Consider the following 24,743-nt stretch of genomic DNA (forward strand, 5'->3'; position numbering starts at 1 on the left):
CGAGCTGGTTTGGCATAGCCATTTGGCATCACTGTTTGGCACATTTGGCCGCAAAAGTCAGTGGCCAATCACACTTGCCAATAACATTGCCCATGCGAATTGGCAATCCTGGGCTAGAATCATTACAGATTTTTACAAAAATCGTCTTTCCGAGACCCAACCTGCTGGACTGCTTGCTGTCAGCGGGGCCCGTGTGAACCCATCGCTAATCAACCTATGAGCCTCCCGATTCGTAACGTTGCCATCATTGCCCACGTTGACCACGGTAAAACCACCCTGGTTGACGCGCTGCTGAAGCAATCTGGCATTTTCCGCGAGGGCGAAGAAGTGCCCACCTGCGTGATGGACTCCAACGACCTCGAACGGGAGCGCGGCATCACGATTCTGTCAAAAAATACTGCGGTTCGTTACAAAGAAACACTGATCAACATCGTTGACACCCCTGGCCACGCGGACTTCGGTGGCGAAGTGGAGCGGGTGTTGGGCATGGTTGATGGCTGCGTGCTGATTGTGGATGCCAACGAAGGGCCGATGCCCCAAACGCGCTTCGTGCTGAAGAAAGCGCTGGAAAAGGGTCTCCGCCCGATCGTGGTGGTCAACAAGATCGATCGCCCGCGCGTGGAACCCATGACCGCTGTGGATAAGGTGTTGGATTTGTTCATCGAGCTGGGGGCCGATGACGACCAATGCGACTTCCCTTACCTGTTTGCTTCGGGGATGGCTGGCTTTGCCAAGAACGACTTGGCCGACGAAAACAAGGACATGCAGCCCTTGTTTGAAGCGATTCTGGAGCATGTGCCTGCGCCCGTGGGCGACCCTGAAAAACCCTTCCAACTGCAAGTGACCACCCTGGACTATTCCGAATATCTGGGTCGGATTGTGATTGGCCGGATCCATAACGGGACGGTCACCGCCGGTCAACAAGCGGCCTTGATTAAGGAAGACGGGTCAATCACCAAGGGGCGGATTACCAAGCTGTTGGGCTTTGAAGGGCTGCAACGGGTGGAAATCGAGCAGGCTTCGGCCGGTAACCTGGTGGCCATTTCCGGTTTTGCCGATGCCAACATTGGGGAAACTTTGGCCAGCGCCGAAAACCCCGAAGCGCTGCCGCTGATCAAGGTGGACGAGCCGACGCTGCAAATGACCTTTGTGGTCAACGATTCACCCTTTGCCGGTCGTGAGGGCAAGTTTGTGACCTCGCGGCAAGTACGCGATCGCCTGATGCGCGAGTTGGAAACCAACGTGGCTCTGCGTGTGGAAGAAACGGACTCGCCCGATCGCTGGGCCGTGTCCGGTCGGGGTGAACTGCACCTGGGCATCTTGATCGAAACCATGCGCCGCGAAGGCTATGAATTCCAAGTGTCGCAGCCGCAGGTGATCTTCCGCGAAGTGAACGGCCAACCCTGCGAACCTTACGAATTGTTGGTGTTGGATGTGCCCGACGATGCATCCGGCAGTTGCATCGAAAAGCTGGGGACTCGTCGCGCTGAAATGCAGGACATGCGTGTGGGCGAAAACGGCCGCACCCAACTGGAATTCATCATCCCGGCGCGGGGTTTGATCGGGTTCCGGGGCGAGTTTATGCGCATGACCCGAGGCGAAGGGATCATGAACCACAGTTTCCATGACTACCGCCCGATCGTGGGAGACATCGACACCCGCCGCAACGGGGTGATGATTTCCTTTGAAGAAGGCGTGGCCACTTTCTACGCCATGAAGAATGCTGAAGATCGCGGTGTGTTCTTCATTGAACCGGGCACGAAGGTTTACAAGGGCATGATTGTGGGTGAGCACAACCGCCCGCAAGACATTGACCTGAACGTGTGCAAAACCAAGCAGCTCACCAACCACCGCGCGGCCGGTGGCGATGAATTGGTGCAGTTGCAAGCGCCGGTACAAATGACGCTGGAACGGGCACTGGAATATATCGGCTCCGATGAAATGGTGGAGGTCACTCCCGAATCGATTCGGTTGCGGAAGCTCCCGGCAAAAAAGCTCGCTAAGCGCTAAGTCGTTTTAGGGCGATCGCTCCGGGGCGATCGTCTTCCCCATCTGGCAGGAGAGGCACTGATCTCTCCTGCCTTTTTGCTGTCTGGAGTTTTGTGCTAGCCCCGATGGGGGTAGTGCCTGTGAGGTGATGATTTTTGGTGACTGATCGCCTACACCGCAAGACTTTCACCAGCTCATTATTACTGAATTACGGCACTACCTTGATCCATAGCTATCTAAATCTGACTGAATGAGAAGGTTTGCAATTTGCCAATCCTCTTCAGATTGCTTTAGCCACTCTTGAATAACTTGCGTCATAAAGAACCTTGCCTTGATCAATCGCTACTCGCACTAGCGGATCAAACTGTTGATATCGCCATTGAATTTCATAGGAGGTCTTGACAATAAAATTCACTGAAAATTCCGGCTTTGTTGCTCGCCAAAGCTCCACAGATAAATCGATTGCCCGTCCCTCGAAATCCATAATTACCAACAAATCGAGATCGCTCCATTCGTGAGGTTGACCGTAAGCATAGGAACCAAACAAGATGATTTTTTCAGGTTGAAACTGCTCAACAATAGCTTGACAAATTCCCGAAATCTGTTGATCGGTAATCAGACGAATCGATGAATTCATCATTCAACACTCCTAGTAGCAATAGAGTGATTGATTGTCTTGCTCTCAGTCTTTATTACAAGAAATTTAAGCCCCTTACTCTCATGATCTTGTATCGGCAGATTTGGACTATTTCTCAAATATAATTCCTTCATAGAATTCCTCGATTGCCACGGTTAGCCCAATACTTTGCAGTTCAACCTGATCGCCCGATCGATAGCTCAAAATCACCCAATCTCCCGCACTATTCTTGTGATAAATCTCAACTGCCACCTCTTCGGAACTAACTAACACGTAATCAATCAGATTGGGATTGCGGCGATATTTTTCAAACTTCTTGCCGCGATCGTAAGCTTCCGTACTCGGTGATAGAACCTCCACAATCAAGCAGGGATAGGTATTGTAAAGCGTTGTTTCTCGATCCCTTGAATCGCAAGTAATGCTTAAATCTGGATAGACATAGTCCGATGTGTTCAGAATATTAATCTTGATATCGGAGTTGAAAACTTTATATTTCCCTCCTCGCAAGTGGGGCTTAATTCTCAGCAGAATATTACCGGCAATCAAACTATGATCCTTTGGACTGTAGTTATGGTTTGTTCTGTCACTTCCCGCTTCGTAGACATGACCATCGATTAGCTCGTGCCGTTCGAGCTGTTGGGCTTCCCACTCAAAATAGGCTTCCGGCGTGAAATGGGGCTGATTCTCTCTTGCAGCAACCATTGTTTTTCTCCTGGTTTTTTGGGCTAATTCTATTGTGCTTCAGGTCAACGGGAAAAACATCAGCCAAGCGTCTAACTAGCTTCTGAAGAGGCGGCTATATTGGGTTTCGTGGATCATGCTGGCGATCGAGAGACCCCAACCACAAACAAACCAATCATCATCGGTGTCAGCAGTGGCGAGTTGCTGAATTTCAGCGATGGCGGCGGTTAAATCGGGCCATAAATTGAGTAATGTTTGCTGACCTTGGGTTTGACCGATCGGGATGGAACGAACCCCGGCGCTCACCAAATTACTAGCCCAAGATTGTAGATAGGCGGTCAACATTTCTGCGTGGCTCAGTTGCCAATGGGCGGCCAAACTAGCAAAGGCGATCGCGTAGTTTACCGGTTGCAAGTTCAGTGCCACTAAGGCGGCATCGGTTGGGTTGAGATCTTTGGCCAAGGTGACCAACGATCGCCCCATTTGCCAACTTTGTAACCGCAACTCCTCCGTTTCTCGTAGGGCCGAAATCCATTGATTCCAGTGGTGAATGGAGTCCCGATCGCCCTGCTCGATCGCCTGTCGGGCCTTCAACAGGGCCGCCGCTTCCAGGCGAATGCTGCCCACCCGTAACTCCTGCCGCAACCAGTCGGTCAAATCGGCAGCCGACCGCACCCGGCCCTTGTCCACCAAGGTTTCGATCGCCTCGGAATAGCTGAAGGCTCCCACGGGCAAGGCCGGGCTAGCCAATTGCAACAGGGCAAGCGATCGGGACAGTGGCTCACTCATGGTGGTGGGAATGGGCGTGGTCGTGGTGATGGTTATGGGCATGGTGGGCGCGATCGACCGTTGCATAGGCTCCCGGATCCGGCAAAAAGGGAGCGATTTCCTCAATCACCTGGAGGCCGCGCCGTTCCAGCAAATCCTTCAGGGTGGAATCCGGCGCAAGCCGCAAATAGTCGATCGCGATTTCCAGGGGCGCATGGCGGTTGCCCAAATGATAGGCCGCTTGCAACAGGGATAGCCGATCGGGCGATCGCACCGTCAGCACCGGTTCCGGTTGCGCCACCACCCGGCAACAGTCGCCCTGGGCGGTGCGCAGTCGATCGCCCGGCCGCAGCACCGTGCCCCGAGCCAGTTGCAACCAAGCCACCGTCCCATCATCAAGGGTGACCTGTCGGCGCACCTTGACCCGATCTTCAGCAACCAAGGCCAACTGACGCAGGCCATGATCGGCAGCGGCGGGATCGAAGGCGGCAGAATCCTGGGCCTGGGTCTTGGGCAGTTCCGGGCGATCGACCTGAGTGAACACCCAGTGAGGCGGAACTGTGGACTCAGTTGAGTTATTGGGTTGTTGGGTCGAATTTCCCGGGATCACGAGGGCTACTCCAGCACAACTCATTTGATCATTACCCATTCAATTGTCCTACCCGATAAATTGTCCTACCCGATCGCGTCGCCTCTTGACTCTATAGCTTGCTAGAGAGAATAGAGTTGAGTTGTTAGTCAAACTTGCCCTTGTGCAAGCAGGAGAACGAACCCATGACTCAACAGACTTCGACATCGCAATCGCCTAAAGGTCGCCGCACGATCAAGATTGTGGGTGCTGTGGCTGCTGCTTTGACCGTGATCGCGCCGACCGCTGCCTATGCCTCAGGCTGTGGTTGCGGTGGTTCCGGTTCCTGTACCTGCGGTGCGAACTGTACCTGCACGAATTGCGGCAATTAGGGTTGGCAACTTTGACACCGCTTAAGCTGGAGAGAATGTCAAGACAGCGCTGATGATGACGGCCCCGACCGTGCGATCGTGGTCTGCACTGTGGAGTACTGACCACGGCCCCGGCATGATCAACGGTGGGCCGCCATCAATAACGCCGTCAACAATCTCATTGAACCTGTCTGGAAGCGGGTTTAGGAGCGATCGCCCATGACAGCCAAAACCATTGCCGCCAACACCTACGAAACGGATTACCACGGCTGGATTCAGCAGCAAGTGGAGTTGCTGAAATCCGGTCGTTTGGCAGATATTGATCTAGAAAATCTGATTGAGGAGATCGAGAGCTTGGGGGCATCGAAACGAGATGCACTCGTTAACCAGCTTGCACGCCTCTATCTGCATCTCCTGAAGTGGCACTATCAAGCTCACAGGCGATCGCGCTCATGGTCAATTTCGATCAAAAATGCACGGATCGAGATTGAAGACCTGCTAACCGATAATCCCAGCCTGAAAGCGCGGCTATCGGAGTTCGTCGATAAAGCCTATGCTAAGGCTCGCAGGCAGGCAGAAGCCGAAACCGATCTGCCGATCGACCAGTTCCCAACCGCCCCAGTCTTGAACTTCGAACAGGCTATGACGATAGATTTTGCGGAATGGAGCGATCGCCCATAATTGCCCATAACGTTAATCTCTGGAATTTCAGAAATTTCAGAAATTTCTGAGTCGCTGCCTGGTGTGGGTAGAACATGCCTAAGGTTTCAGTCATCATTCCGGCCTATAACGCGGCGGCTACTTTGCCCGAAACCCTCGCCGCCTTGCGATCGCAGACTTGGACAGATTGGGAAGCGATCGTGGTGGATGATGGCTCCACGGATCAGACGGGGGAGATTGCCCTGCAAACGGCCGATCCGCGAATTCGGGTGTTGCGCCAACCCAATGGAGGTCAGGCGATCGCCCGGAATTGTGGCTTGGTGGCGGCGCGGGGATCCCTGATTGCCTTTTTGGATGCGGATGATTGGTGGACGGCAACGGCCTTGGCCGATCGGGTGGCTGCCTTGGAGGAGAACCCGGCCGCTGTGTTGGCCTACAGTTGGACGGACTATGTGGATGATGACAACCAACTGCGTCACCCGGGCTTTCGCGATCGCTATCAGGGCCAGGTGTTCACCGCCCTGTTGCTGAATAATTTCATTGAAAATGGCTCCAATCCCCTGATTCGTCGATCGGCCCTGGAGCAGGTGGGGGGCTTCCAAACGGAACTCATTCCGGCGGAAGACTGGGACTTGTGGTTGCGCTTGGCTGGGTTGGGTGAATTTGTGCTGATTCCCGAGGCCCAAGTGCGCTACCGGGTTTCGGATCGATCGTCCTCGGCCAATTTGCGGCGGCTGGAGCGGGCTTGTAATGCGGTGTTAGAGCGCCATTTGGCCCAGGCGGGGCCAAGGTCTCAGGCTTTGGGGCGATCGGCGCGATCGCGGTTTTATAAAGGATTAGCCTGCAAAGCGCTGACGGCGGGGCCGCGCGATCGGGGGCGTGGGTGGCGATCGGCTCGGTTGCTGTTGTTGGCCCTGTGGTTTGGGCCGCACCTGTGGCGAGAATGGCGATTTTTGGCAATCCTCAGCGGCAAGATTGGCCTCACGATCCTGTTGGGGCCAACGCGGTTCGATCGCCTGTGGTCGCGATCGGGTGCGTCCAAATTCCTGATCAGAAGCTGATCAAAAACTGATCAAAATCCGTGATACCCAACTCGTAATACTCAACAACTTTCTGCACCTAAGCAGTTAAGGGCGTGGCGCGGGTTTCAATGGCCGCCAGTCGATCGAGCAGCGAAATCGACACATCGTAGGCCGCGCGATAGTCATTTTGACGATTGGCCTGTTGGGAAATGGACTGATCGGGCAGTAATTCATCAATCAACTCGCTGGCCAAAATCTCCAGCATTTCCGCCAACTGTTTCACCTGCGGATAAACCGCGCGGGAAATGGAGGTTTGCGCCTCATCGCGATCGCCCTTTTTGCCCGATCGGGGTTTGAACTCCAGCCCCCCGGTGGCATCCTCCAACAACTCCAGCGTGGCCAGCAATTGCATGGTGGCTCGGTAGGCCTCCTTCAAGGACTCGTATTCCTCCTGGGGCGACTCCACCAACCCATCCGCCAACAGCGCCAACGTGCCAATCACCGCATTCAACCGCAACCGTCCTTCGTAGGACAACCGCTCCACCAACACCACCGATCGCATCCGAATTTGTTCAATCAGTGGATGCCGCTCATCTTCCCAATGGGATTGCTGGACTTGCTCGATCGCCTCCGCCACCCGATCGCTGACCGTCGATCGCCACACATCTTCCGCCACATAGCGCTGAAACGCAGCCCCCTCTTGGGTGGCCGCATAGAGCGATGGCAACCGGTTCAGGGCCCAAGCCATCACACTGCCCGGATCGAAGGCAATCTTCACCCCCTCCGCTTCCAGGGCCCCCAACTGGGAAATGGTTTCCTCCATCACCAGTTTTTCCATGGCGTTGTCGCAGCGCACGGGGGTTTTCGTGGCGCTTTCGGAAAACTGCACCGCGTAAAGGCGAGCATAGTAACCTCGCTTGCTCAGCAACTCCGCATGGGTTCCCACTTCCACCACCTGCCCCTTATCGAGCACGGCGATTTGGTCGGCATTTTGCACCGTGGATAGGCGGTGAGCAATCACGATCGTGGTGCGATCGCGGCTTAATTCGTTAATGGCCTGTTGCACCTGGCGCTCCGAAACCGTATCCAAGGCACTGGTGGCCTCATCCAAAATCAAAATATCGGGGTTGCGCAACAGGGCCCGGGCGATCGCAATTCGCTGCTGTTGGCCCCCAGATAGGCGCACCCCCCGATCGCCCAGCATGGTTTCAAACTGCTCCGGCAAATCCATGATGAAGTCATAGGCATTGGCCCGCCTGGCCGCTTCCATCACGGCCTTGTCTGTTAACTCCTCGCAGCCATAGGCAATATTGGCCCGCACCGTGTCGTTAAACAAAAAGGTGTCTTGACTGACGATGCCCATGGACTGGTGCAAACTGCGGAGGGAAAACGTGCGCAAATCTTGGCCATCGATCGTGATCCGGCCGCCCGTGGGGTCATAAAACCGAATCATCAAATCCGCCAGGGTGGACTTGCCGGCCCCTGAGGAGCCAACCAGGGCCAGGGTTGTCCCCCGAGGAATGCGCAAACTGACCCGATCGAGCACCCGGCTTTTGTCGCGGCTAGGGTAAGCAAAGGACACATTCTCAAACCGAATTTCTTGCCGCAGACCGGGAAAGGGCACTGCTCCATCGGGCACAAAATGTTTGCCTTGGCGGCTTAAAAAACGCACCATGGCATCCACCGCCGCCGAGCAAAGGGCTAAGTTATTGAGCGCCTTCCCGAGGGTGGTGACAAAGGCAAAAACCCGCGAAATTAAGAATAGGTAAGTTAATAGAATGGCCGCATAGGCTTCGAGGGATCCGGGAAATACAAATCGCCCAATCCAGACGATCGAGAGCAACGAAGCCACCACCAAAAATTCATTGACCGAAGCCACAAAAGAGCTGAAGGTTTGGGAATGTAAATCCACCCGTTGCCGCTTCAGCAATGTGCCCGTTAAGCGGTTATATTCCAAATCCTCGCTGCTGGTGGCCTTGATTAACCGAATTCCCCCGATCGCCTCCAAAAGCTGACTGGTATAAAGCCGACTGAGCTGCACCCCCCGTTTGCCATATTCCTTGAGTTTTTTGGCAAATCGTTGGTTACTAAGCACCACCAATAGGGCAAAAATACTGGAAATGATCGTGAGTTGCCAGGAAATGGCCACCAATAAACCAATGAAGGTGAGCAAGGTGACCATGGTGGCCACAATTTGCACCACGGTGTTGATTGTGCCCACGGCTCCGCTCATTTCCGAGCCAAGACGTTGAATTAAATCGCCAGCTTTGGTGCGGCTATAAAAATCCAAACCCACCCCGAGGAGCATCCGAATTCCTTGAAATGTGCCGTCATTGACCAGGGCCCGGGACAAGTGCCCCCCAACGGCGGTGCTCAAAAAAGCCAGGATGTTTTTAATCAGAATGGCTCCCACGATGGTGGCCACCATGGCAGCACCCCGCTGCTCTTCGGGCAAGGCATCAAAGGTGGAAAGGAGGTTGCGCACCAGTTCTGGGGCATCGGCTCCGAGGTCAATTTTGCGACCCAAAAAAGCCAGGATGCCCGGAACCAGGAGGGCAATGCTGACACCGTTAAAGATGCCGCTCCAGAAACTCAGAATCACCGTCCCAAGAATCCAAAGCCAATTGCGAAGGGCAATGGCAAACAGTAAACGGTTGCTGGGCGAAAGTTTCATGCCAAGGGGGCCAATCAACAGCGATTGAACAGAAATTGAACAGGAATTGAACAGGGGCTAGACAGTGATCAAACGGTGATTACTTTGCTGCGGCTTCCTGGCGGTTTCCTCGGGGTGCTCTGTTGAAATCGTGACAGAAAATGCAGAATTCGGGAGGCCCCATTGGAGGCCAGCGTTTCTGTATGAACTGCTTGGGGCAGCGGAACAGGAAAGCGGGGCGATCGAGTCCTGCGATCGAGTCCTGCGATCAAAGTATCGCGAAATGTTCAGGGGCTATGGCTAACGCGCCAATCGGTTTTCGCCAATTTTTACCAATTTTCGCCAATATTTTCTATTGAACGGCAATTGAATGGCGATTGGCGGGCGATCGCCATTGGAAATCCCGAAGCGGCGCACCCTGTCCTGAAGAGGAGATTACGCTCGTGCTTCTGGACGCTGGCCATGCCCACTTTGCTGCCTATCCTGTCAAGTTTTGCCGGTTCCGGTTCGTCCTTGCTGGAAGTGCCGGGGGTTGCTCGGTCTGCCCGTCGATCGAGCCAGAATTTGACCGATCGCCCTCGGGCCAGCCGTTCGATCGCCCGTTCCGCCGCGGCCGGCAGTTGGAACCAAGAGCTATATCAACGGTTGCGGCTGTCCTTGGGGTTGGGGTTGCGGCGGCAGGTGTTTTTGGTGGTTTGTGATGATTTGCCCCTGCGCGATCGACTGGCGGGACGGTTGGCCCAGGAGTTGCCCGCGCCGCAGTTAACCACCTTGCGCCTGGAACCCCATCAACCCACCCTGGCGGGGGCGATCGAGTCCCTTTCCGAAACCACGGTGCAACTGTTGGGGGTGGAACAACTGACCCGGCAAGCGGCCCGGCTGCAACGGCAATTTTTAGCGGAATTGGAAGCCTTGGCCAGCAATTGGGCCCATGGAAATTTGAGTCTGTTGTTGTGGGTTCCCCGACCTTGGCTATACACGATTCGGGAATCGGCTCCGCAGTTTTGGGCCTGTTGCACGGGCACGTTTGAGTTTGAAGGCCAGCCAGCGGTGTTGCTGAATCCCTTGTCGGGAGCCGATCGGGCGGCATCCTGGGTTGGGCGCGATCGGGGACGGCCGACCCTGACGGTGTTGCCCCGACCCAACGAAGGAGCCAAGCCGATTGTGCCGCCCTGTCCGCCCGCGCCGACGATTTGGGAGCGGTGGGTGATGGAAGCCACGGCGGCCCGCGCCAAGGCTGCGGCCAAGGGAGTGGCGGCGGAGGTGGCCCGGGCCAGCTTGGAAACGGCGGCCCAATGCTATCAACGGGCGATCGACTGGGTGAAAACTCACGGAGAGCCGGCCGCCCTCCGATCGCTTTACTACGATCTGGGCGGAGTTTATGGCGATTGGGTGCGCTGGGGCGATCCGGCCTGGGCTTGGGAGCGGGCGGTGCTGGCCTACCGAGCGGCGATCGGGGATGGCTCCGGTGGCGATCGGGCTTGGCGAGTGGCGGCCCGCAATAATTTGGGCACGGCCCTTTGGAGTTGGGCCCGCTATGGCGACTCGGTGGCCCGGTTGCAAGGAGCGATCGACAGTTACCGAGCGGCTTTGGCGGACTATGCAGAACAACCGGGGGCCGAGCCGGCCGCCGGGCGATCGCATCCCGGTGATGAGCGTCTGCCACCCGACTTGCTCTATGGCACGGTGCAGGCGAATTTGGGAACCGCCTACCTAAACCTGGCCCAAGTGGATGTCCAAGAACAATGGCTGCTGCTGGCCGCCAGCGCCTTTGAAGCGGCCTTGCCCTATCGCAGCCCAGCCGATCGCCCCTCCGCCTATGCGGCCACCCAAAACAACCTGGGCACAACCTATTGGCAACTGGGGCGGCAACTGCAACCGCTGGATCCCCAACGGCGGCGAGACTGCTGGCAACGGGCCGCCCAGGCCTATGCCCAAGCCCTGACCATTGACCCCACCATTCCCGTTGGGTTCGATCGCGCCGCCGCCGCCAGCCAGTTGGCCTGGATTTACTTACAGTTGGGCATCGATTCCTACTTGCCCCTGACGGTGAGCGATCGGGCAGTCCAGCTCAATCGGGCCCTCGCGACCTACGTGCAAATTCTGACCGTCCATGGGGATCAGCCCCCCCTGCGCGATCGGGCCCTCAGCGGGGCGATTGCCACCATTCGCGCCATCTATCAACATCTGGGCCTTGAGGGCCAAAGCCGCGCCCTCTCCAGCATTCCCGGCCAATGGCTGCCGGCCGTGATCGATCGCCTCACCCACTAATCCTTCGTCCTTCTGCCCCGAGGCTTAAACCCCTTGCCCCCGAGGATCCTGTGGCCCCTGGGACTCTTGCAGCGAATGCTTGGTGAATGCTTAGTCGATCGCCCTGGCCAGCCCAAAAAAATGCGCCAAACCCGGGGGATGCTATCCCGAAGTTTGGCGCGTCAACCATTCGTTATCAATCAGTTCTGAAGAAGCTTTGGATTAGAGGAGTCGCTTTGGAATTCAAAACGCAACCCTACCCGATCGGCACACAAACGATTGCTAGACGATGGCGGTGCGAGGAGTGGAAACTATTTTTGGCACACCAACTTTTAGCACATTGCGGCCCGAGTCTTGCGAAATTGCAGGTCTCCTTTGGACACGCGCCTTGCCAAAACCTGGGTGAGTTCAATGCACCCTGAATGACCAGGTAGTTTCAAGATCGGGCGATCGCCCCTTACAGCGCACCCAGGTAGGACAAGCCCAGGATCGTCCCCAACCCGAGAATGTGGCCAAAGCTCGTGGTGGCCAGCAGGGCGGGGAAACCCATCCCCCCAAACAGAGCGGGCGAGGGCAGGGCCGGAGCCGCACTGGGATACTTAATCGAGTATTTGCCGATGGCGATCGCCAGCACATTGCAAGCAATCATCACCGCACCCACCTTCGGACTCCATTCGAGAGTCGTGGGGACAGCCGCCAGCAAGGACAAGGAAACGTTCAGCATAGATTCTGAAGGGGTGAAACGCCCGAAACACAGCAAATTTGAGGCTATCTTGAACCGAAACCTTGGGGAACGGTGGAGTTTGTTTGCAAGATTTAACGTTTCTTTGAAGAGTTCCAGCAATTCCTTAAGCGGGCCCCTGAGGGGCCCTACGGAATATTGCGAATCTTCCGATCCCCTATTCTGATCCCCCAGATCCAACCGATCGCCCGAGATCGCCTAAGATTGCCCGATCGCCCGCCCCCAGACTCGCCCCAGACTCGCCCCAGACCGGTTTGGCCCTCGGATTCCCACGAAGGACAACCCCGCGTGGCACAATAGCCCCCGGATTCCCCATTCGCTTCAGTTCCCCATCAACCGGCTCAAGGCGCGATCGACCATGCAAGTCGTTAACCAATGGCTCACCCTCGGGCGCAATACCCTGCGCGATCGCCCCAATCTGCGCCATGTTTGCATCGTGGCGGCCCTGTTCGGCGCAGTGACCCTGATCCTGGGTTTGCACCGCTACTTCACCCTCTACGCCTCCTACGATCAGGGTATCTTTAACCAAGTTTTTTGGAATAACCTGCACGGGCGCTGGTTCGAGAGTTCTCTCTCCTCCTCCCTCTCCAGTGCCGTCAAACAAGATGGGCAAGCCGCCGAAGTGTTCTATCGCCGTCTGGGGCAACACTTCACCCCCGCCTTGCTCCTGTGGCTGCCGATTTATGCCCTCCATTCCCAAGCAGTCACCCTAGTGTTTTTGCAAGTGGGGCTAATTACCGCCGCTGGCTTTGTGCTGTATGCCCTGGCCCGGCAACACCTCAGTGGCCCCGTTTCCGCTTGGATTGTCACGGGCTACTATGCGGCCAACGCCGTCATTGGCCCCACCTTTTCCAACTTTCACGATCTGTGCCAAATTCCGCTTTTTTTCTTCACCATTTTGTTGGCCATGGAAAAGCGAATTTGGTGGCTGTTTTGGCTGGTAGCAGGTCTCAGTTTATTGGTGCGTGAAGATCAAGGGATTGGGTTATTTGGCATTGGGGCTTACATGGTCTTGAGTCGCCGGTTTCCATCTCAAGGATTGGGGCTTTGCACCCTGTCTTTTCTATACGTGGTGACCTGTACCAATGTATTCATGCCCTTCTTTTCGCCAGATATTTCCAAACGATTCATGATCGAGCGCTTTGGTCAATATGTGGGAGAAGAGGAGGCTTCCTCGATCGACATTTTGAAAGCCATGTTGACCCAGCCTTGGCTGTTGGTTTGGGAGCTGGTGAATCCGCCCTTTGAAACATTGAAATATTTGGCGGGTCATTGGTTGCCTTTGGCCTTTGTGCCGGCCTTGTCTCCCGCCAGTTGGATTATTTCTGGGTTCGGGTTGCTGAAAATTTTCTTGCAGCAAGGGGAATCGGCCCTGTCCATTAATATTCGCTACGCGATCACGATCGTGCCGGGGATGTTCTATGGGGCAATTTTGTGGTGGAAGTCCCATGGCGATCGATTTAAGCAACAAAAATTTCGGCGGTTTTGGGCCGCTTGCATTGCTCTCTCGCTGTTGTTTTCCTTCACGTCCAATCCCCATCGAGCTTTATATTTTCTGATTCCCGATTCGGTGCAGCCTTGGGTTTATGTGTCGCTGCCGGAACAGTGGAGCCATGTGGGCCATGTGCGCACGGTTTTGGCCCAAATTCCTGAGGATGCGAGCATTGCGGCAACGACCTATTTGGTTCCGCCCCTTTCCAGCCGCCGAGCGATTATTCGCCTCCCTTGGACGGAAATTCGCCGTGATGATCAACAGATTTATTTCGCGGATTATTTGGTGGCGGATACTTGGCATTTAGCTCGCTATCAGGTGGCTTTCAGCAAGGAACGGGGGGAATTACGGGAGTTTGTTCCCTTAGTCGATCGCACGTTGGCCCAAGGCCAATATGGGGTGCAAATGGTGGAAGATGGGGTGGTTTTGCTGAAGCTCAATACCCCTTCGGATCCGGCGGCTTTGGCTGCTTGGAATCAACGGCGATCGGAGCTATTGCCGTTGATCCAACCTACCCAATCCTAGAGGCAAATTAAGCAGAATCAAGCAGATCAATTTGGGCTGTTCAGACATGCTCAACAGTGGCTGAATTGGGGATGCAAATACAGGAGGAAAAACGATGGCAATTCGGATTGGCAATGGCTATGACATTCATCGCCTGGGGCCCGATCGGGACTTGATTTTGGGCGGCATCAAAATCGATCACGAGTTGGGATTAGAAGGCCACAGCGATGCGGATGTGCTGACCCACGCAATTATGGATGCGATGTTGGGGGCCCTCAGCTTGGGCGATATTGGTCACTACTTTCCGCCCACGGATCCCCAATGGAAAGGGGCAGACAGCCTGAAACTTCTGGCGCAGGTGAACCAGCTTTTGCGCGATCGGGGTTGGCAGGTCAGCAACATTGACTCGGTGGTGGTGGCGGAACGGCCCAAACTGAAACCCCACATCAACGCCATGCGATCGCGCCTTGCGGCAGTTTTGGGCATTGAACCCGATCGCGTTGGCGTGAAGGCCACCACCAACGAAAAATTGGGCCCCACGGGACGCGAGGAGGGCATCTGTGCCTATGCCGTGGCGCTCTTGGAAACCGTTGCTTAGGGGATGTCTGAGGCTGGCTGGTTGTGACGACTAGCGAGGGTTGGCGGGCGCTGCGTTGGGGCTGGGGTTGGGCTGAATTTGGGGTTGGGCTGGCTGGAAGGGTTTTTGCTTGCTGTCCATGATCGGCCGCACCAGGGCGAAGCTAATGCCAAAGGCCGTCATGGCAATCAGGGCGATCGCCAAAATGGGCCAAATGCCAGAGCTGGACTCGCCGGAGCCGCCGTTGGGGGTCGATCGCCCAAAGTTGCCCAAGCCTCCCAGCCGGGTCGATTGCGGTTCGTTGGCGGCTCCATAGAACTCTGCCATGGGTTCCAAGTCCGGCAAGGCGTTCCAATCGCTCACGGCCGCTTGCTGGAACGGATCTCCCGCGATCGGGGCGTTGGGGGCCAAGGCGGGCTGGGGCGGCCTGGCGGCCATCGGCGGTGGCGGGGCGATCGGGGCGCTGGGCGCAACACTCAAGGGATTGGGATCTAAGGGGCGCGGGGCATCCTGGGGCGTGGCGTTGGCCCGCAGGGTGGCCACGGCTTCCGCCAAGGCATCCAAGTCCGATCGCAGGCGATCGCGCTGTTGGGTCAGTTGGGCATTGTGCTTTTGCACCGCTTCCAACATGGCGCGGGTAGCTTGCAGCTCCGAAGCCAATTGGCGATAAACCGCCACGGGAATTGTGCCTTGGGAACCGCTTGGCCCGGATGACACAAGGGACTTCGGCGAAACGTTGCTATCCATAGCTCAACTCAACCCAACGTTGAATAACGGCAAAGACTCCCGGCCATTATCAACGATCGCCCTCAGGATCGACTGCCCAATCTGGGTTGTGGACTGGTGCGATGTGGATTTCCCGATCGGGCTAGGGCGATCGGCCGCGCGATCGCCCGTGGCCGAAATGGGGCTGGTTGGCTGGAGTCAGTCCATCAAGTTTTGTAAACTGTTCTCCAGTCTCGCAACCTCACAGAGCCACAGTCATGAGCCAAGCCACCGCTGACACCGCCCACGAACCCGTGAAATACGGTGAGCGCCAAATTGAAGAAGGGCAATTGATCACCTTCCCCAATCCGCGGCCGGGTCGGATCTATCATGTGCAAATTAGCTTGCCGGAATTTACTTGCAAATGCCCCTTTTCCGGCTATCCCGACTTTGCCAAAATTTCGATCGACTATGTGCCCGATCAAAAAGTTGTGGAACTGAAGGCGATCAAGCTCTATATCAACAGCTACCGCGATCGCTACATTTCCCACGAGGAATCCATTAACCAAATTTTGGACGACTTTGTGGCAGCCGCTGATCCGTTGGAAGCGACGATCGTCGGTGATTTTAACCCCCGTGGCAATGTCCACACCGTGGTGGAAGTGCGCCACCAAAAACCCGCCCAAGCCTAGCCCAATTTCGGAGTCGATCGCGTGAGCCAACCTTGGCGACAAATTACCCAACAACCCTGGGGATCCATGGCCGGTGCGGCGGCCCTCAGCCTCGCCCTGGCCATGGCGATCGACCAAGGCGTAATTGTCCTGGCCGAAGCCTGGCCGCCCCTCGCGGCGGGGCTGATGGGGTTGGGATCCTGGTCTATTTTTTTAATCCTGGCGATCGGGCTGGGTGTGGGAGCCTTGGCGGTGCATTGTGCCGAGCGGCTGTTTCCGCAAGTGCGACTCAATGGGGGCAGCCTGTGGACGTTGGTGGCTTGTGTGGGGGGCGAGCTGGGTCTTTTGAGTTTGTTGCCGTTGCCGGTGTTGCTGATTTCCTTCAGCGAGCTGATGGTGATGGCGATTTTGGTCGGTGTGTTTTGGCGGGGTCGGGCCCACTGGCGTTGAGCCAGATTGACAGCTTTCCAAGATTTCTAGATTTCTAAAATCCCAATTTCTAAATTTCTAAAATCCCAATTTCCAAAATCTAAATTTCTAGATTTCTAGAATCCCAATTTCTAAATTTCTAAAAGACTGCATCCAAAACGCGATCGGGTGACGTACTCCAATCGAGCGATCGCGCAGGGTGGCTGATCTCAGTGCAGCCTGTTGGCCAATGGGCCTGGTGTGCAATAGGCGTGCCATAGGCGCGCAATATTTTTGTGCAACTTTCAGTACAACCGGCCGTTAGTACAACCGGCCGTTAGTGCAACCGGCCTTGCTTCTGCGCGATCGCCCCGAGGTCTCAAACCCGATTTTGATTTCAGGATGATCTTTCATGCGCCATAATCCATTGCCCCGTCCTGTTGCCCAAGGTGCTGTTTCTGCCGTTCGCTGGCGATTGTGGGTGCGATCGGCCCTGTTGTTTGTGCTTAGTGGTTTGCTAACCGTTGTATTTCACGGTTTTGCCCTGGCTCCAGTGGGTGGCCCAGGGGCGGCCTGGGCGGGCGATCGCCCTATGCTCTTGGAAGCGAGCCAGTTTGGCCCGATGCAGCCAGCAAATTTGCTCGATCGCGCCGTGCATCAAAATCTGCAAGCAGCCAAGGCAACCCTGTTGGCCAGCGGAGCCAAAACCAGCGAGCTAAAAACCTTTGTGGCCAAAATGAGCACCGCCGAAACAGTGCCCGTGCGAGCCAACAGCGGCGCTTGGGGAACCGTGGGAGCCGTCCTGTCGGGTAACCGCTTGGTGGTGCGGGGCAGTTTTCGGGAGCTATCCAGCCCCCTGCGCAACTACGTTACGGATCCCGTTAGCCCCCCGAACCCAAACATCACCTCCGCCTTTCACATTCACCGAGGCATGGCCACCGAAAATGGCCCTTTCCAATACGCCCTGCAAGTGATGACCGATGACAGTGGCTTGCTGGGCAGCGCCATGGGTGACTACATGCTCACGGTGGAACAGTTGGATGCGTTGAGCAAGGGGATGCTCTATGTGGATTTGCACACCACTAAAAACCGTGGTGGCGAGCTGCGGGCCGTGTTGAAGCCGCTTTAGCTTCTCCCTGGACTGAAGCACGGAGGCGCTCAGCTTTGGGGTTGACGGACTCCCCGTGATCAATCGACGGGGAGCCGGCCGCTGGCTAGAGTGCAGCGGGAAATTGCAGAAAGTTAGGGTCTGAAACTCCGCGCTTTTGGAGCGTGCTAGGCTGCAATTGGCCGCGAGGTTCGTGGCTTCAGTCTGTGGGTGTGCAATTCTCAAGCTGCCTGTGGCGGGGAGAATGCCAACAGCATTACGCAGACCGATGCTTCGCCCGTGGCCCCAGCCCTCAGAGGCTCAGGATTGCCGGTATCAAGACAGCCAGATCCACCGCCATTGCCTATGGATGCCCAATCCCCTGAGCTTGGCTCCGGCCCAGATTGGGCAGCGGAGGAAAAAAGCCGAGTTGTGGGCTCGCCCGAGCCGAGTGATGTGGTTCTGTGGCAGGCGCTGCGACGGGGGGAGCGGGCCGCCTTGGGGCAGCTCTACGATCGCCATGTGGGGGTGGTCTATGCGATCGCCCTGCGATTGTTGGGTAATGTGCAAGATGCGGAAGATTTAACTCAGGAAATCTTTTTGCAACTTGGGCGCAGTGCCTATGACCCCGATCGGGGATCCTTGCGCACATTTTTGGCAATTTTGACGCGATCGCGCGGCCTCGATCGGCTGCGGGCCCAACGCCGGGCGCGGGCTTCCTTGGAAACTTGGCAAACGGAACAACAACAGGCCATTGCTCAACCGCCGGATCTGTTGGCGGAGTCGCTCGATCGAGCCGAGACGGCGGCCCAGGTGCGTGCGGCCCTGGCCCAACTGTCTGAAAATCAGCGCCAAGTTTTGCAGTTAGCCTACAGCGACGGCCTGAGCCAGTCGGCCATTGCCGAGCGCCTTGGTCTTCCCCTCGGAACGGTCAAAGCTTGGGCCCGACGGGGATTGTTGAAGCTGCGCCAAACCTTGCAGCCCGCTGTGGAGGATGCCTAGCCCCATGACTTCTCCCATCCTTCCCCCCAATTCCGACGGCTCCAACCCCGTGCCCGAGCCAGCCCCCGTCGAGCCGTTGACCAATGCTGACGCAACCGATCGCGCCCTGGAGCCGATCGAGCCGATCGAGGTGGATTGGTTGTTGGCGGGCTATGTGTTGAATGATTTGGATTCGGATGAGGCGGCCGCCCTGGCCCAACGGTGGGATGAGGCGGCGATTCAACAAACCTTGCAAGAACTGCAAACCAGTTGGGACTTGGTGAACTTGCCTGCGCCCGTGCAGCCTGCTGCTGCCTTGCGATCGCGCATTTTGGCGGAAGCTGACCCAGCGGCTCGATCGCTGGACTCTGCACCACCGGAGCCATTGGCATTGTCTGCCGCGTCGGAGTCGGCTTCACCATCGCCCCCCTTCACCCGATCGACCCGATCGACCTGGTGGGCAGAAGTTCAGCAACTGCCTCGCTGGGCCCAACGGGCCGGTTGGGCGGCGGCGGCGATCATTGCGGCTTTGACGGCAAGTAATTGGTGGTTGTGGCGATCGTTGCAAACCCAACAGGCCCAAGCGCCCGGCCGCCCGATCGTGGTGGTGTTGCGCACCGCCAATCAGGAATCGCCTGCTGGCCGAACCAACGCAGCGGTGGCGATCGAGGTTGATCCGTCCCGGATGGTCGGTCGTTTGCGAGTGGATCAATTGCCGCCCCTCGCGCCGGGCAAGGTCTATGTGCTCTGGACGGTGGTGGATCCCCAGGCTCCATTCACAACGGATCATAAAAATGCCATCTTGACCCATGTGTTTTCGGTGAATCAACCGAGCGATCGGGTTCAAAATTTAGTGTTGCCGAAGGCTTTTTTAGATCTTGAATATGTCAAGGCGTTGGCCATTTCGGTTGAAGATGCCAAAGCGCCCCAACGCCACCAATCACCGCCCATTTTGATTGAACGCCTTTAATCAAGTGCCGCTGATCTAGCCTTCAGTGATCTGAAACTTCAGCCCAGATTTTCCTAGGTTCTCGGATCCGTTTTCCAAAGCACCATAAAAGCGCCACTACTATTGGTCAGCTTCACCAAACTGAAAAAGAAAGTAATCCCACCGGTATTTTTAGCCATGAACAATTTGGATCCACCGTAGTTGGGATCCATTTCCGTGACTTCAAATCCCAGTTTTTGCGACAGGGTTGGCTCAATGTAATCCAAATAAGCAGCATTGGCGGACATTTGAGGAATTGCCAACGAGGCAAAGGCCCCGCGATCGACCAAAATTTGGCCATCGGCTCCCACAAAATCCCCATAAATTCCCTCAGGAATAGTTTCAGGAATACTGACCATAAATTCCTGAATCGTGGCCTCATCATTCGTGCCACTTTCCAGCAATTTAGCCAGGATTTCTTTGCTTAATTCATCCACCAATCCCTTGCCGCTGCCGGTGCTGTCGCCGCCCGCCTGATTCACGGGGGGCGTGTTGACCGGCGGCGTATTGGCTAAGGGATCTTCGCTTTGGGGATCGGGCTTGGGGGTGGGTTCCGGCTTTGCGGTGGGGGTGGGTTTGGCTGGTTCCGTAGGCTGGGGTTTGGGTTTGGGTTTTGGCGGCGTGGCTACCAACGCGGGCGATCGCCTGGGGGGGGTGGCTTTGGGCTTTTGGGGCTTCGGTTTTGGGGGTTTGGGCTTGGCGTTTTTGGGTTTTTGAGGCTTCGGTTTTGGGGGGGCGGCGCTCAATTGGGAAACCTTAATCACTTCCTTGGGGGGCTGTTTTTCGGTTTCAGTGCGATCGGGTGTGGGCAACATCAAAACCACCACATGCAGCCCGATCGCCACAAACAGCAATGGCCGATTGCACAGGTTCAGCAAATAGGGAATCGATCGCTGAATCTGTTTCCACTGGTTGGCAGCCCAGGGTAGGGAATCAAGTTTAAAGTTCAGCATTGGTGAAGAACCCATGGGAGGCAATCGTCCAAGTGAGTAATGGCAACCGGTCTAAATAGCAATCAAAGTCAAAGCCAAAGTCAAAATCAAAGCCAAAATCAAAGCCAAAATCAAAAGCGACGCTAATTAACAGTTCAGCAATGAATGCTAAAAATCTCAAAATTCTTTAGCCAACACTGCCCGATAAATAGGATTGGGTCAGTGGATCTTGTGGTTCAGCAAACAGCTTTGTCGTTTTTTGAAATTCCACAAGCTTTCCCAAATACATAAAAGCGGCATAGTCTGAAAACCGTGCTGCCTGCTGCAAGCTGTGGGTCACAATCAAGATCGTGACTTGGGCTTTCAGTTGCCGCATTAATTCTTCAATATGGGCCGTGGACATTGGATCCAACGCAGAAGTCGGCTCGTCAAATAACACTAAATCGGGGTTGGTTACGAGGGCGCGAGCAATGCAAAGCCGCTGTTGTTGACCACCGGAAAGATTAAAAGCCGGCTCTTTTAGGCGATCTTTCACCTCATGCCAAAGGGCGGCGGATTTGAGGGCCGCTTCCACCTTTTCATCCAAGTCCGATCGCTGAGTGCGACCCTGAACCCGTAAGCCGTAGGCTACATTTTCATAAACCGATTTTGGGAAAGGATTTGGTTTCTGAAAAACCATCCCAATGCGCATCCGCACCTCGATCGGGTCAATGGTGGGACTGAGAATATTGTGTCGTTGATCTAAGAGAATTTCGCCCCGATAGCGATTGTTAGGATATAGATCATGCATTCGGTTAAAACACCGCAGCAAGGTTGTTTTACCGCACCCCGAAGGCCCCATGAGGGCCGTAATTTGCCGATCGGGAATCGCAAGGTTGATATCTTTCAGCACCTGGGACTGGCCGTAGTAGAAATCAAGCGATCGCACTTCGGCTTTAATGGGAAATTGGCTATCAAGTCGCTGCATAGTCTGTGAACTGCTGGTTACCATTTGATTCCTTGACGCAGACGATAGCGGAGATAAATTGCAAAGCCATTCATCAGCAAAGTCATGGTCATTAACACTGTGCCTGCCGCTGCCGCGTTAACCTGAAATTCAGGATTGGGCCGAGAAACCCAATTGAACATTTGAATTGGCATCACGGTGAAGGGAGAATTCAACCATTCCCAGGACACAAAAGGTGGCTTGCCTTGAAAAGGAGACTCGGGCAAAAAGGCAATGAAGGTTAAAGCACCAATTGTGATCAAACTGGAAGTTTCACCAATCGCCCGAGACAAACCAATGATGGTTCCCGTCAAAATGCCCCCGATCGAGTAGGGCAAAACATGATGCCAAATCACTTGCCATTGGGTGGCTCCCACCGCATAGGCTGCCTCGCGAATCATTTGCGGAATTGATCGCAAGGACTCCCGCGTGGTCACAATTACGATCGGCAAAATCAACAGTGCCAGCGTGCAACCAGCCGTTAAAACACTGCGCCCAAACTTGAATTCATAGACAAACACACCCAAGGCCAAGAGTCCATAAATAATGGAAGGAACTCCAGCCAAGTTGGTGACGTTTATCTCAATCAATTCTGACAGCCAATTTTTGCGAGCATATTCTTCCAAATAAATACCCGCTGCTACCCCGATCGGCACTGCCACAATGGCAGTAACTGAAATCACTAACAAACTGCCAACCCAAGCGGCTAAAATACCGGCGCGTTCTGGGCGGCGGCTGGCAAAAGCCGTGAAAAATTCCCAGGTACTGAGCCTTGGCCAGCCACTCATGCCCATATGAATAATCAAGGCTGCCAGGGTGAACAATGCCACCATAATTGCCACCAAACCCATCACCATAAAGCCCAGATTCAGCAGCTTTCGTTGATGGAGTTGGTGACCCAGTTGGGGTGTAATGAGGTCTGAAAACTTGGCAGCTAACATCAGTAACGCTCGCGATAACGTTTTGTCAGTAAGTGACCAATAATGTTCAGGATGAGGGTTAAAAGAACCAGCGTTAATCCTGCGGCAAAAATGGTTTGATATTGCAAAGTGCCGTGGGGCAAATCGCCCATGCTGACCTGCACAATGTAGGCGGTGATGGTGGCAGCTTGCTCAAAGGGATTGAAGGTGAGGGTGGGTTGCAACCCCGCCGCGATCGTCACGATCATCGTTTCCCCCAAGGCGCGGGATGTGCCCAAAATATAGGCGGACATAATCCCGGAAATAGCCGACGGAAACACCACTTTCAACGCCGTTTGTAGCTTGGTTGCCCCCATGGCATAGGATCCCTCGCGCAGGGTATTGGGCACGGCTTGCATGGCATCTTCACTGATGGAACTCACCAGCGGAATAATGGCTAATCCCATGACTGCGCCCGCGCTGATCATGTTGAAACCGGGGAGCCAAGGAAGCACCTGTTGCAATAGGGGCGTGACTACCAAGAGGGCAAAGTAGCCATAAACAACGCTGGGCACACCGGCTAACAATTCCAGCAGTGGTTTTAGAATTTCGCGCACCGTGGCGGGTGCAAATTCACTGGAATAAATGGCGATCGCAGTGCCGAAGGGAATGGCAATGAGCAAGGCCACAAAGGTGGTCGTTAAGGTTCCAGACAGCAGCGGCCAAATGCCATATTTGGGATCGCCAAACAGCGGTGTCCAGCGGGTTTCGGTAATGAATTCCCAAAGGGAAACTTGCTGAAAAAACTGTAGGGATTCACCCACCAAAACGTAAAGAATGCCGAGCAGGGTGGCGATCGAAGAGAGGGCCGCCAGCAACAGCAACAGTTCGATCGCCCGTTCAGTCCAGCGCTGTCGATCGCGCGATCGCCGCCAAGGGTTGAGGGGAGTTGAATCTCGCAAAGCCATAGGTCTTGATATCAAAGGAGCAAGCGATCAACCCCATCGGCAGACCGCTTGCCCCAGTTCATTCGGTTTGATTCGCTCAAGCGCTGGGCCACCGTCGCGATCGACCCATAATCCCCAGTGGAGTTCGATCGATGCGCAGTTGCCCAGAGCCGCCTGCTATCTGGGCGATCGGGCTTACAGGCCCGCCCGCAGCGGCTTGCGGCCCACTTCCCGTTGGCTCAAGCGTTGGGTTGCCGCTTGGTAGTCCGCATCCGGCAGCGGCACGTAGTCCACTTCCCGCACCAGACGAGTCGCATTCTTCAGGTAAAATTCCGAAAACTCGCGCACCTCGGGGCGATCGAGCGCCGACTTCTTCACGTAGATGTAAACCGGGCGCGACAGCGGCGTATAGGTTCCATCATTCACCGCCCCCACCGTCGGCATCACAGCGCCCTTGCCCGAGTCAATGGCCACCGCCTTCACGCGGCTCTTGTTCAGGTCATAGTAGGCGAAGCCAAAATAGCCCAAGGCGTTTTGATCGCGCGAAACGCCCTGCACCAAAACGTTGTCATCTTCGCTGGGCGTGTAGTCCGTGCGGCTCTTGTTGTCCTTGCCCAAAATCACTTCATTGAAATAGTCAAACGTGCCCGAATCTGCACCGGGGCCAAACAACGTGAACTTCACATCCGGCCAACCGGGACGAACTTGGCTCCACTTCGTAATTTTTCCTTCCGCAGCCCCTTCCCACATGGCCTTCAATTCTGCGGTGGTCATGCTGGCGGCCCAAGTGTTGCGGGGGTTCACCACCACCGTCAGCGCATCGTAGGCGATCGGCAGTTCCACGTACTCAATTCCCTTGGCGGCGCAAGCCTGTTGCTCGCTTTCCTTAATCGGCCGCGATGCGTTGCTGATATCCAATTCACCGTTGCAGAACTTCTTGAAACCACCGCCGGTTCCCGAGATCCCAACCGTTACCCGCACAGCGCCCCGCTTGGAAGCTTGGAACTCTTCGGCCACCGCTTCCGTAATGGGGAACACCGTGCTCGACCCATCAATAGCGATCGTGTTGTTCTGGGACTGAGCGGCTTGGGTACCCCAGTTCGTAACAAATGCCAGCGCTGCCACTGCTCCGGCCAAAATCGCGCTCCGACGACGCAACTTCGTAGAGATCATAAACACTTCACTCCAGCACAAAGATTGATTACGAACACCAGCAACCCATCCCA

At 55.5% G+C, this 24,743-nt stretch carries 25 protein-coding genes; 13 read left to right on the forward strand and 12 right to left on the reverse strand.

Annotation, left to right across the window (positions count from 1 at the left end; translation table 11 throughout):
• The first annotated feature begins 216 nt into the window (after nt 1-216).
• Nucleotides 217-2,010 carry a translational GTPase TypA gene (gene typA, locus H6G52_RS03850; protein WP_099532669.1) on the forward strand — a complete coding sequence of 598 codons (1,794 nt, stop codon included), beginning with the start codon at nt 217-219 and terminating at the stop codon, nt 2,008-2,010.
• Nucleotides 2,011-2,269: 259 nt separating this feature from the next.
• Here the strand turns inward: typA and H6G52_RS03855 are convergent, their stop codons facing one another.
• The 4 genes from H6G52_RS03855 to ureE all read right to left on the reverse strand — a co-directional run bounded on the left by H6G52_RS03855 (nt 2,270) and on the right by ureE (nt 4,685).
• Nucleotides 2,270-2,626, reverse strand: coding sequence for a nucleotidyltransferase domain-containing protein (locus H6G52_RS03855; protein ID WP_190526547.1), 357 nt, complete (start codon nt 2,624-2,626; stop codon nt 2,270-2,272).
• 108 nt (nt 2,627-2,734) lie between these two features.
• On the reverse strand, nt 2,735-3,328 hold the full coding sequence (locus tag H6G52_RS03860; protein WP_190526549.1) for a Uma2 family endonuclease: 594 nt from the start codon (nt 3,326-3,328) through the stop codon (nt 2,735-2,737).
• A gap of 75 nt (nt 3,329-3,403) precedes the next feature.
• Nucleotides 3,404-4,162 (reverse strand): urease accessory protein UreF, encoded by a 759-nt coding sequence (locus tag H6G52_RS03865; RefSeq protein ID WP_242026165.1) that lies wholly within the window; start codon nt 4,160-4,162, stop codon nt 3,404-3,406.
• The gene (gene ureE, locus H6G52_RS03870; protein WP_370567663.1) at nt 4,089-4,685 is read right to left on the reverse strand and encodes an urease accessory protein UreE; all 597 of its coding nucleotides are present in this window, start codon (nt 4,683-4,685) and stop codon (nt 4,089-4,091) included. The genes H6G52_RS03865 and ureE overlap by 74 nt, the downstream gene beginning before the upstream one ends.
• Nucleotides 4,686-4,849: 164 nt before the next feature.
• Between ureE and H6G52_RS03875 the strand changes: the two genes are divergently transcribed.
• From H6G52_RS03875 to H6G52_RS03885, 3 genes are all read left to right on the forward strand, one after another.
• Nucleotides 4,850-5,035: a hypothetical protein gene (locus H6G52_RS03875; RefSeq protein ID WP_190526553.1), complete on the forward strand. Its 186-nt coding sequence runs from the start codon at nt 4,850-4,852 to the stop codon at nt 5,033-5,035.
• A gap of 198 nt (nt 5,036-5,233) precedes the next feature.
• Entirely contained in the window at nt 5,234-5,695 is a 462-nt protein-coding gene (locus tag H6G52_RS03880; protein ID WP_190526555.1) for a DUF29 domain-containing protein, read from the forward strand.
• A gap of 74 nt (nt 5,696-5,769) precedes the next feature.
• Nucleotides 5,770-6,735: a glycosyltransferase family A protein gene (locus H6G52_RS03885; RefSeq protein WP_190526557.1), complete on the forward strand. Its 966-nt coding sequence runs from the start codon at nt 5,770-5,772 to the stop codon at nt 6,733-6,735.
• Between the two features lie 58 nt (nt 6,736-6,793).
• Here the strand turns inward: H6G52_RS03885 and H6G52_RS03890 are convergent, their stop codons facing one another.
• On the reverse strand, nt 6,794-9,370 hold the full coding sequence (locus H6G52_RS03890; protein WP_190526559.1) for an ATP-binding cassette domain-containing protein: 2,577 nt from the start codon (nt 9,368-9,370) through the stop codon (nt 6,794-6,796).
• A gap of 441 nt (nt 9,371-9,811) precedes the next feature.
• Here H6G52_RS03890 and H6G52_RS03895 point away from each other — a divergent pair, with 441 nt between their 5' ends.
• Nucleotides 9,812-11,620, forward strand: a complete 1,809-nt coding sequence (locus H6G52_RS03895; protein WP_190526562.1) for a hypothetical protein — start codon at nt 9,812-9,814, stop codon at nt 11,618-11,620.
• A 436-nt stretch (nt 11,621-12,056) separates the two neighbouring features.
• On the opposite strand, the gene psaK is transcribed toward H6G52_RS03895, so the two are convergent.
• Complete coding sequence (gene psaK / locus H6G52_RS03900) at nt 12,057-12,323, reverse strand: photosystem I reaction center subunit PsaK (protein WP_099534849.1); 267 nt, start codon at nt 12,321-12,323, stop codon at nt 12,057-12,059.
• Between the two features lie 376 nt (nt 12,324-12,699).
• On the opposite strand from psaK, the gene H6G52_RS03905 reads away from it, so the two are divergent.
• Both H6G52_RS03905 and ispF read left to right on the forward strand, forming a co-directional pair.
• Entirely contained in the window at nt 12,700-14,358 is a 1,659-nt protein-coding gene (locus H6G52_RS03905; RefSeq protein WP_190526564.1) for a DUF2079 domain-containing protein, read from the forward strand.
• Nucleotides 14,359-14,452: 94 nt separating this feature from the next.
• The gene (gene ispF / locus H6G52_RS03910) at nt 14,453-14,935 is read left to right on the forward strand and encodes a 2-C-methyl-D-erythritol 2,4-cyclodiphosphate synthase (protein WP_190526565.1); all 483 of its coding nucleotides are present in this window, start codon (nt 14,453-14,455) and stop codon (nt 14,933-14,935) included.
• Nucleotides 14,936-14,965: 30 nt separating this feature from the next.
• Here ispF and H6G52_RS03915 read toward each other — a convergent pair whose 3' ends face one another.
• Entirely contained in the window at nt 14,966-15,661 is a 696-nt protein-coding gene (locus tag H6G52_RS03915; RefSeq protein WP_143473160.1) for a septum formation initiator family protein, read from the reverse strand.
• Between the two features lie 88 nt (nt 15,662-15,749).
• Between H6G52_RS03915 and H6G52_RS03920 the strand changes: the two genes are divergently transcribed.
• The 6 genes from H6G52_RS03920 to H6G52_RS03945 all read left to right on the forward strand — a co-directional run bounded on the left by H6G52_RS03920 (nt 15,750) and on the right by H6G52_RS03945 (nt 19,736).
• On the forward strand, nt 15,750-15,917 hold the full coding sequence (locus H6G52_RS03920; protein ID WP_190526567.1) for a hypothetical protein: 168 nt from the start codon (nt 15,750-15,752) through the stop codon (nt 15,915-15,917).
• Nucleotides 15,898-16,311, forward strand: coding sequence for a preQ(1) synthase (gene queF / locus H6G52_RS03925; protein WP_099534845.1), 414 nt, complete (start codon nt 15,898-15,900; stop codon nt 16,309-16,311). The genes H6G52_RS03920 and queF overlap by 20 nt, the downstream gene beginning before the upstream one ends.
• Nucleotides 16,312-16,332: 21 nt before the next feature.
• On the forward strand, nt 16,333-16,740 hold the full coding sequence (locus tag H6G52_RS03930; protein ID WP_190353492.1) for a peptide chain release factor 1: 408 nt from the start codon (nt 16,333-16,335) through the stop codon (nt 16,738-16,740).
• Nucleotides 16,741-17,110: 370 nt separating this feature from the next.
• A complete protein-coding gene (locus H6G52_RS03935; protein WP_190526569.1) occupies nt 17,111-17,827 on the forward strand; it encodes a CHRD domain-containing protein in 717 nt (238 codons plus the stop codon).
• A gap of 324 nt (nt 17,828-18,151) precedes the next feature.
• Nucleotides 18,152-18,787: a sigma-70 family RNA polymerase sigma factor gene (locus H6G52_RS03940; RefSeq protein WP_190526571.1), complete on the forward strand. Its 636-nt coding sequence runs from the start codon at nt 18,152-18,154 to the stop codon at nt 18,785-18,787.
• A gap of 4 nt (nt 18,788-18,791) precedes the next feature.
• Nucleotides 18,792-19,736, forward strand: a complete 945-nt coding sequence (locus H6G52_RS03945) for an anti-sigma factor (RefSeq protein ID WP_190526572.1) — start codon at nt 18,792-18,794, stop codon at nt 19,734-19,736.
• 53 nt (nt 19,737-19,789) lie between these two features.
• On the opposite strand, the gene H6G52_RS03950 is transcribed toward H6G52_RS03945, so the two are convergent.
• The 5 genes from H6G52_RS03950 to H6G52_RS03970 form a co-directional block, all read right to left on the reverse strand.
• The gene (locus H6G52_RS03950; RefSeq protein WP_190526574.1) at nt 19,790-20,722 is read right to left on the reverse strand and encodes a hypothetical protein; all 933 of its coding nucleotides are present in this window, start codon (nt 20,720-20,722) and stop codon (nt 19,790-19,792) included.
• A 151-nt stretch (nt 20,723-20,873) separates the two neighbouring features.
• A complete protein-coding gene (pstB, locus tag H6G52_RS03955) occupies nt 20,874-21,653 on the reverse strand; it encodes a phosphate ABC transporter ATP-binding protein PstB (protein WP_099532364.1) in 780 nt (259 codons plus the stop codon).
• 17 nt (nt 21,654-21,670) lie between these two features.
• Nucleotides 21,671-22,612: a phosphate ABC transporter permease PstA gene (gene pstA, locus H6G52_RS03960; RefSeq protein WP_190526576.1), complete on the reverse strand. Its 942-nt coding sequence runs from the start codon at nt 22,610-22,612 to the stop codon at nt 21,671-21,673.
• Nucleotides 22,612-23,538 (reverse strand): phosphate ABC transporter permease subunit PstC, encoded by a 927-nt coding sequence (gene pstC, locus H6G52_RS03965; protein WP_190526578.1) that lies wholly within the window; start codon nt 23,536-23,538, stop codon nt 22,612-22,614. Before pstC ends, pstA begins: the two co-directional genes overlap by 1 nt.
• 174 nt (nt 23,539-23,712) lie before the next feature.
• The gene (locus tag H6G52_RS03970; protein ID WP_190526580.1) at nt 23,713-24,690 is read right to left on the reverse strand and encodes a PstS family phosphate ABC transporter substrate-binding protein; all 978 of its coding nucleotides are present in this window, start codon (nt 24,688-24,690) and stop codon (nt 23,713-23,715) included.
• Between the last annotated feature and the right edge of the window lie 53 nt (nt 24,691-24,743).

It is taken from the genome of Limnothrix sp. FACHB-881 (genome assembly GCF_014698135.1).
GTDB lineage: Bacteria > Cyanobacteriota > Cyanobacteriia > CACIAM-69d > CACIAM-69d > CACIAM-69d.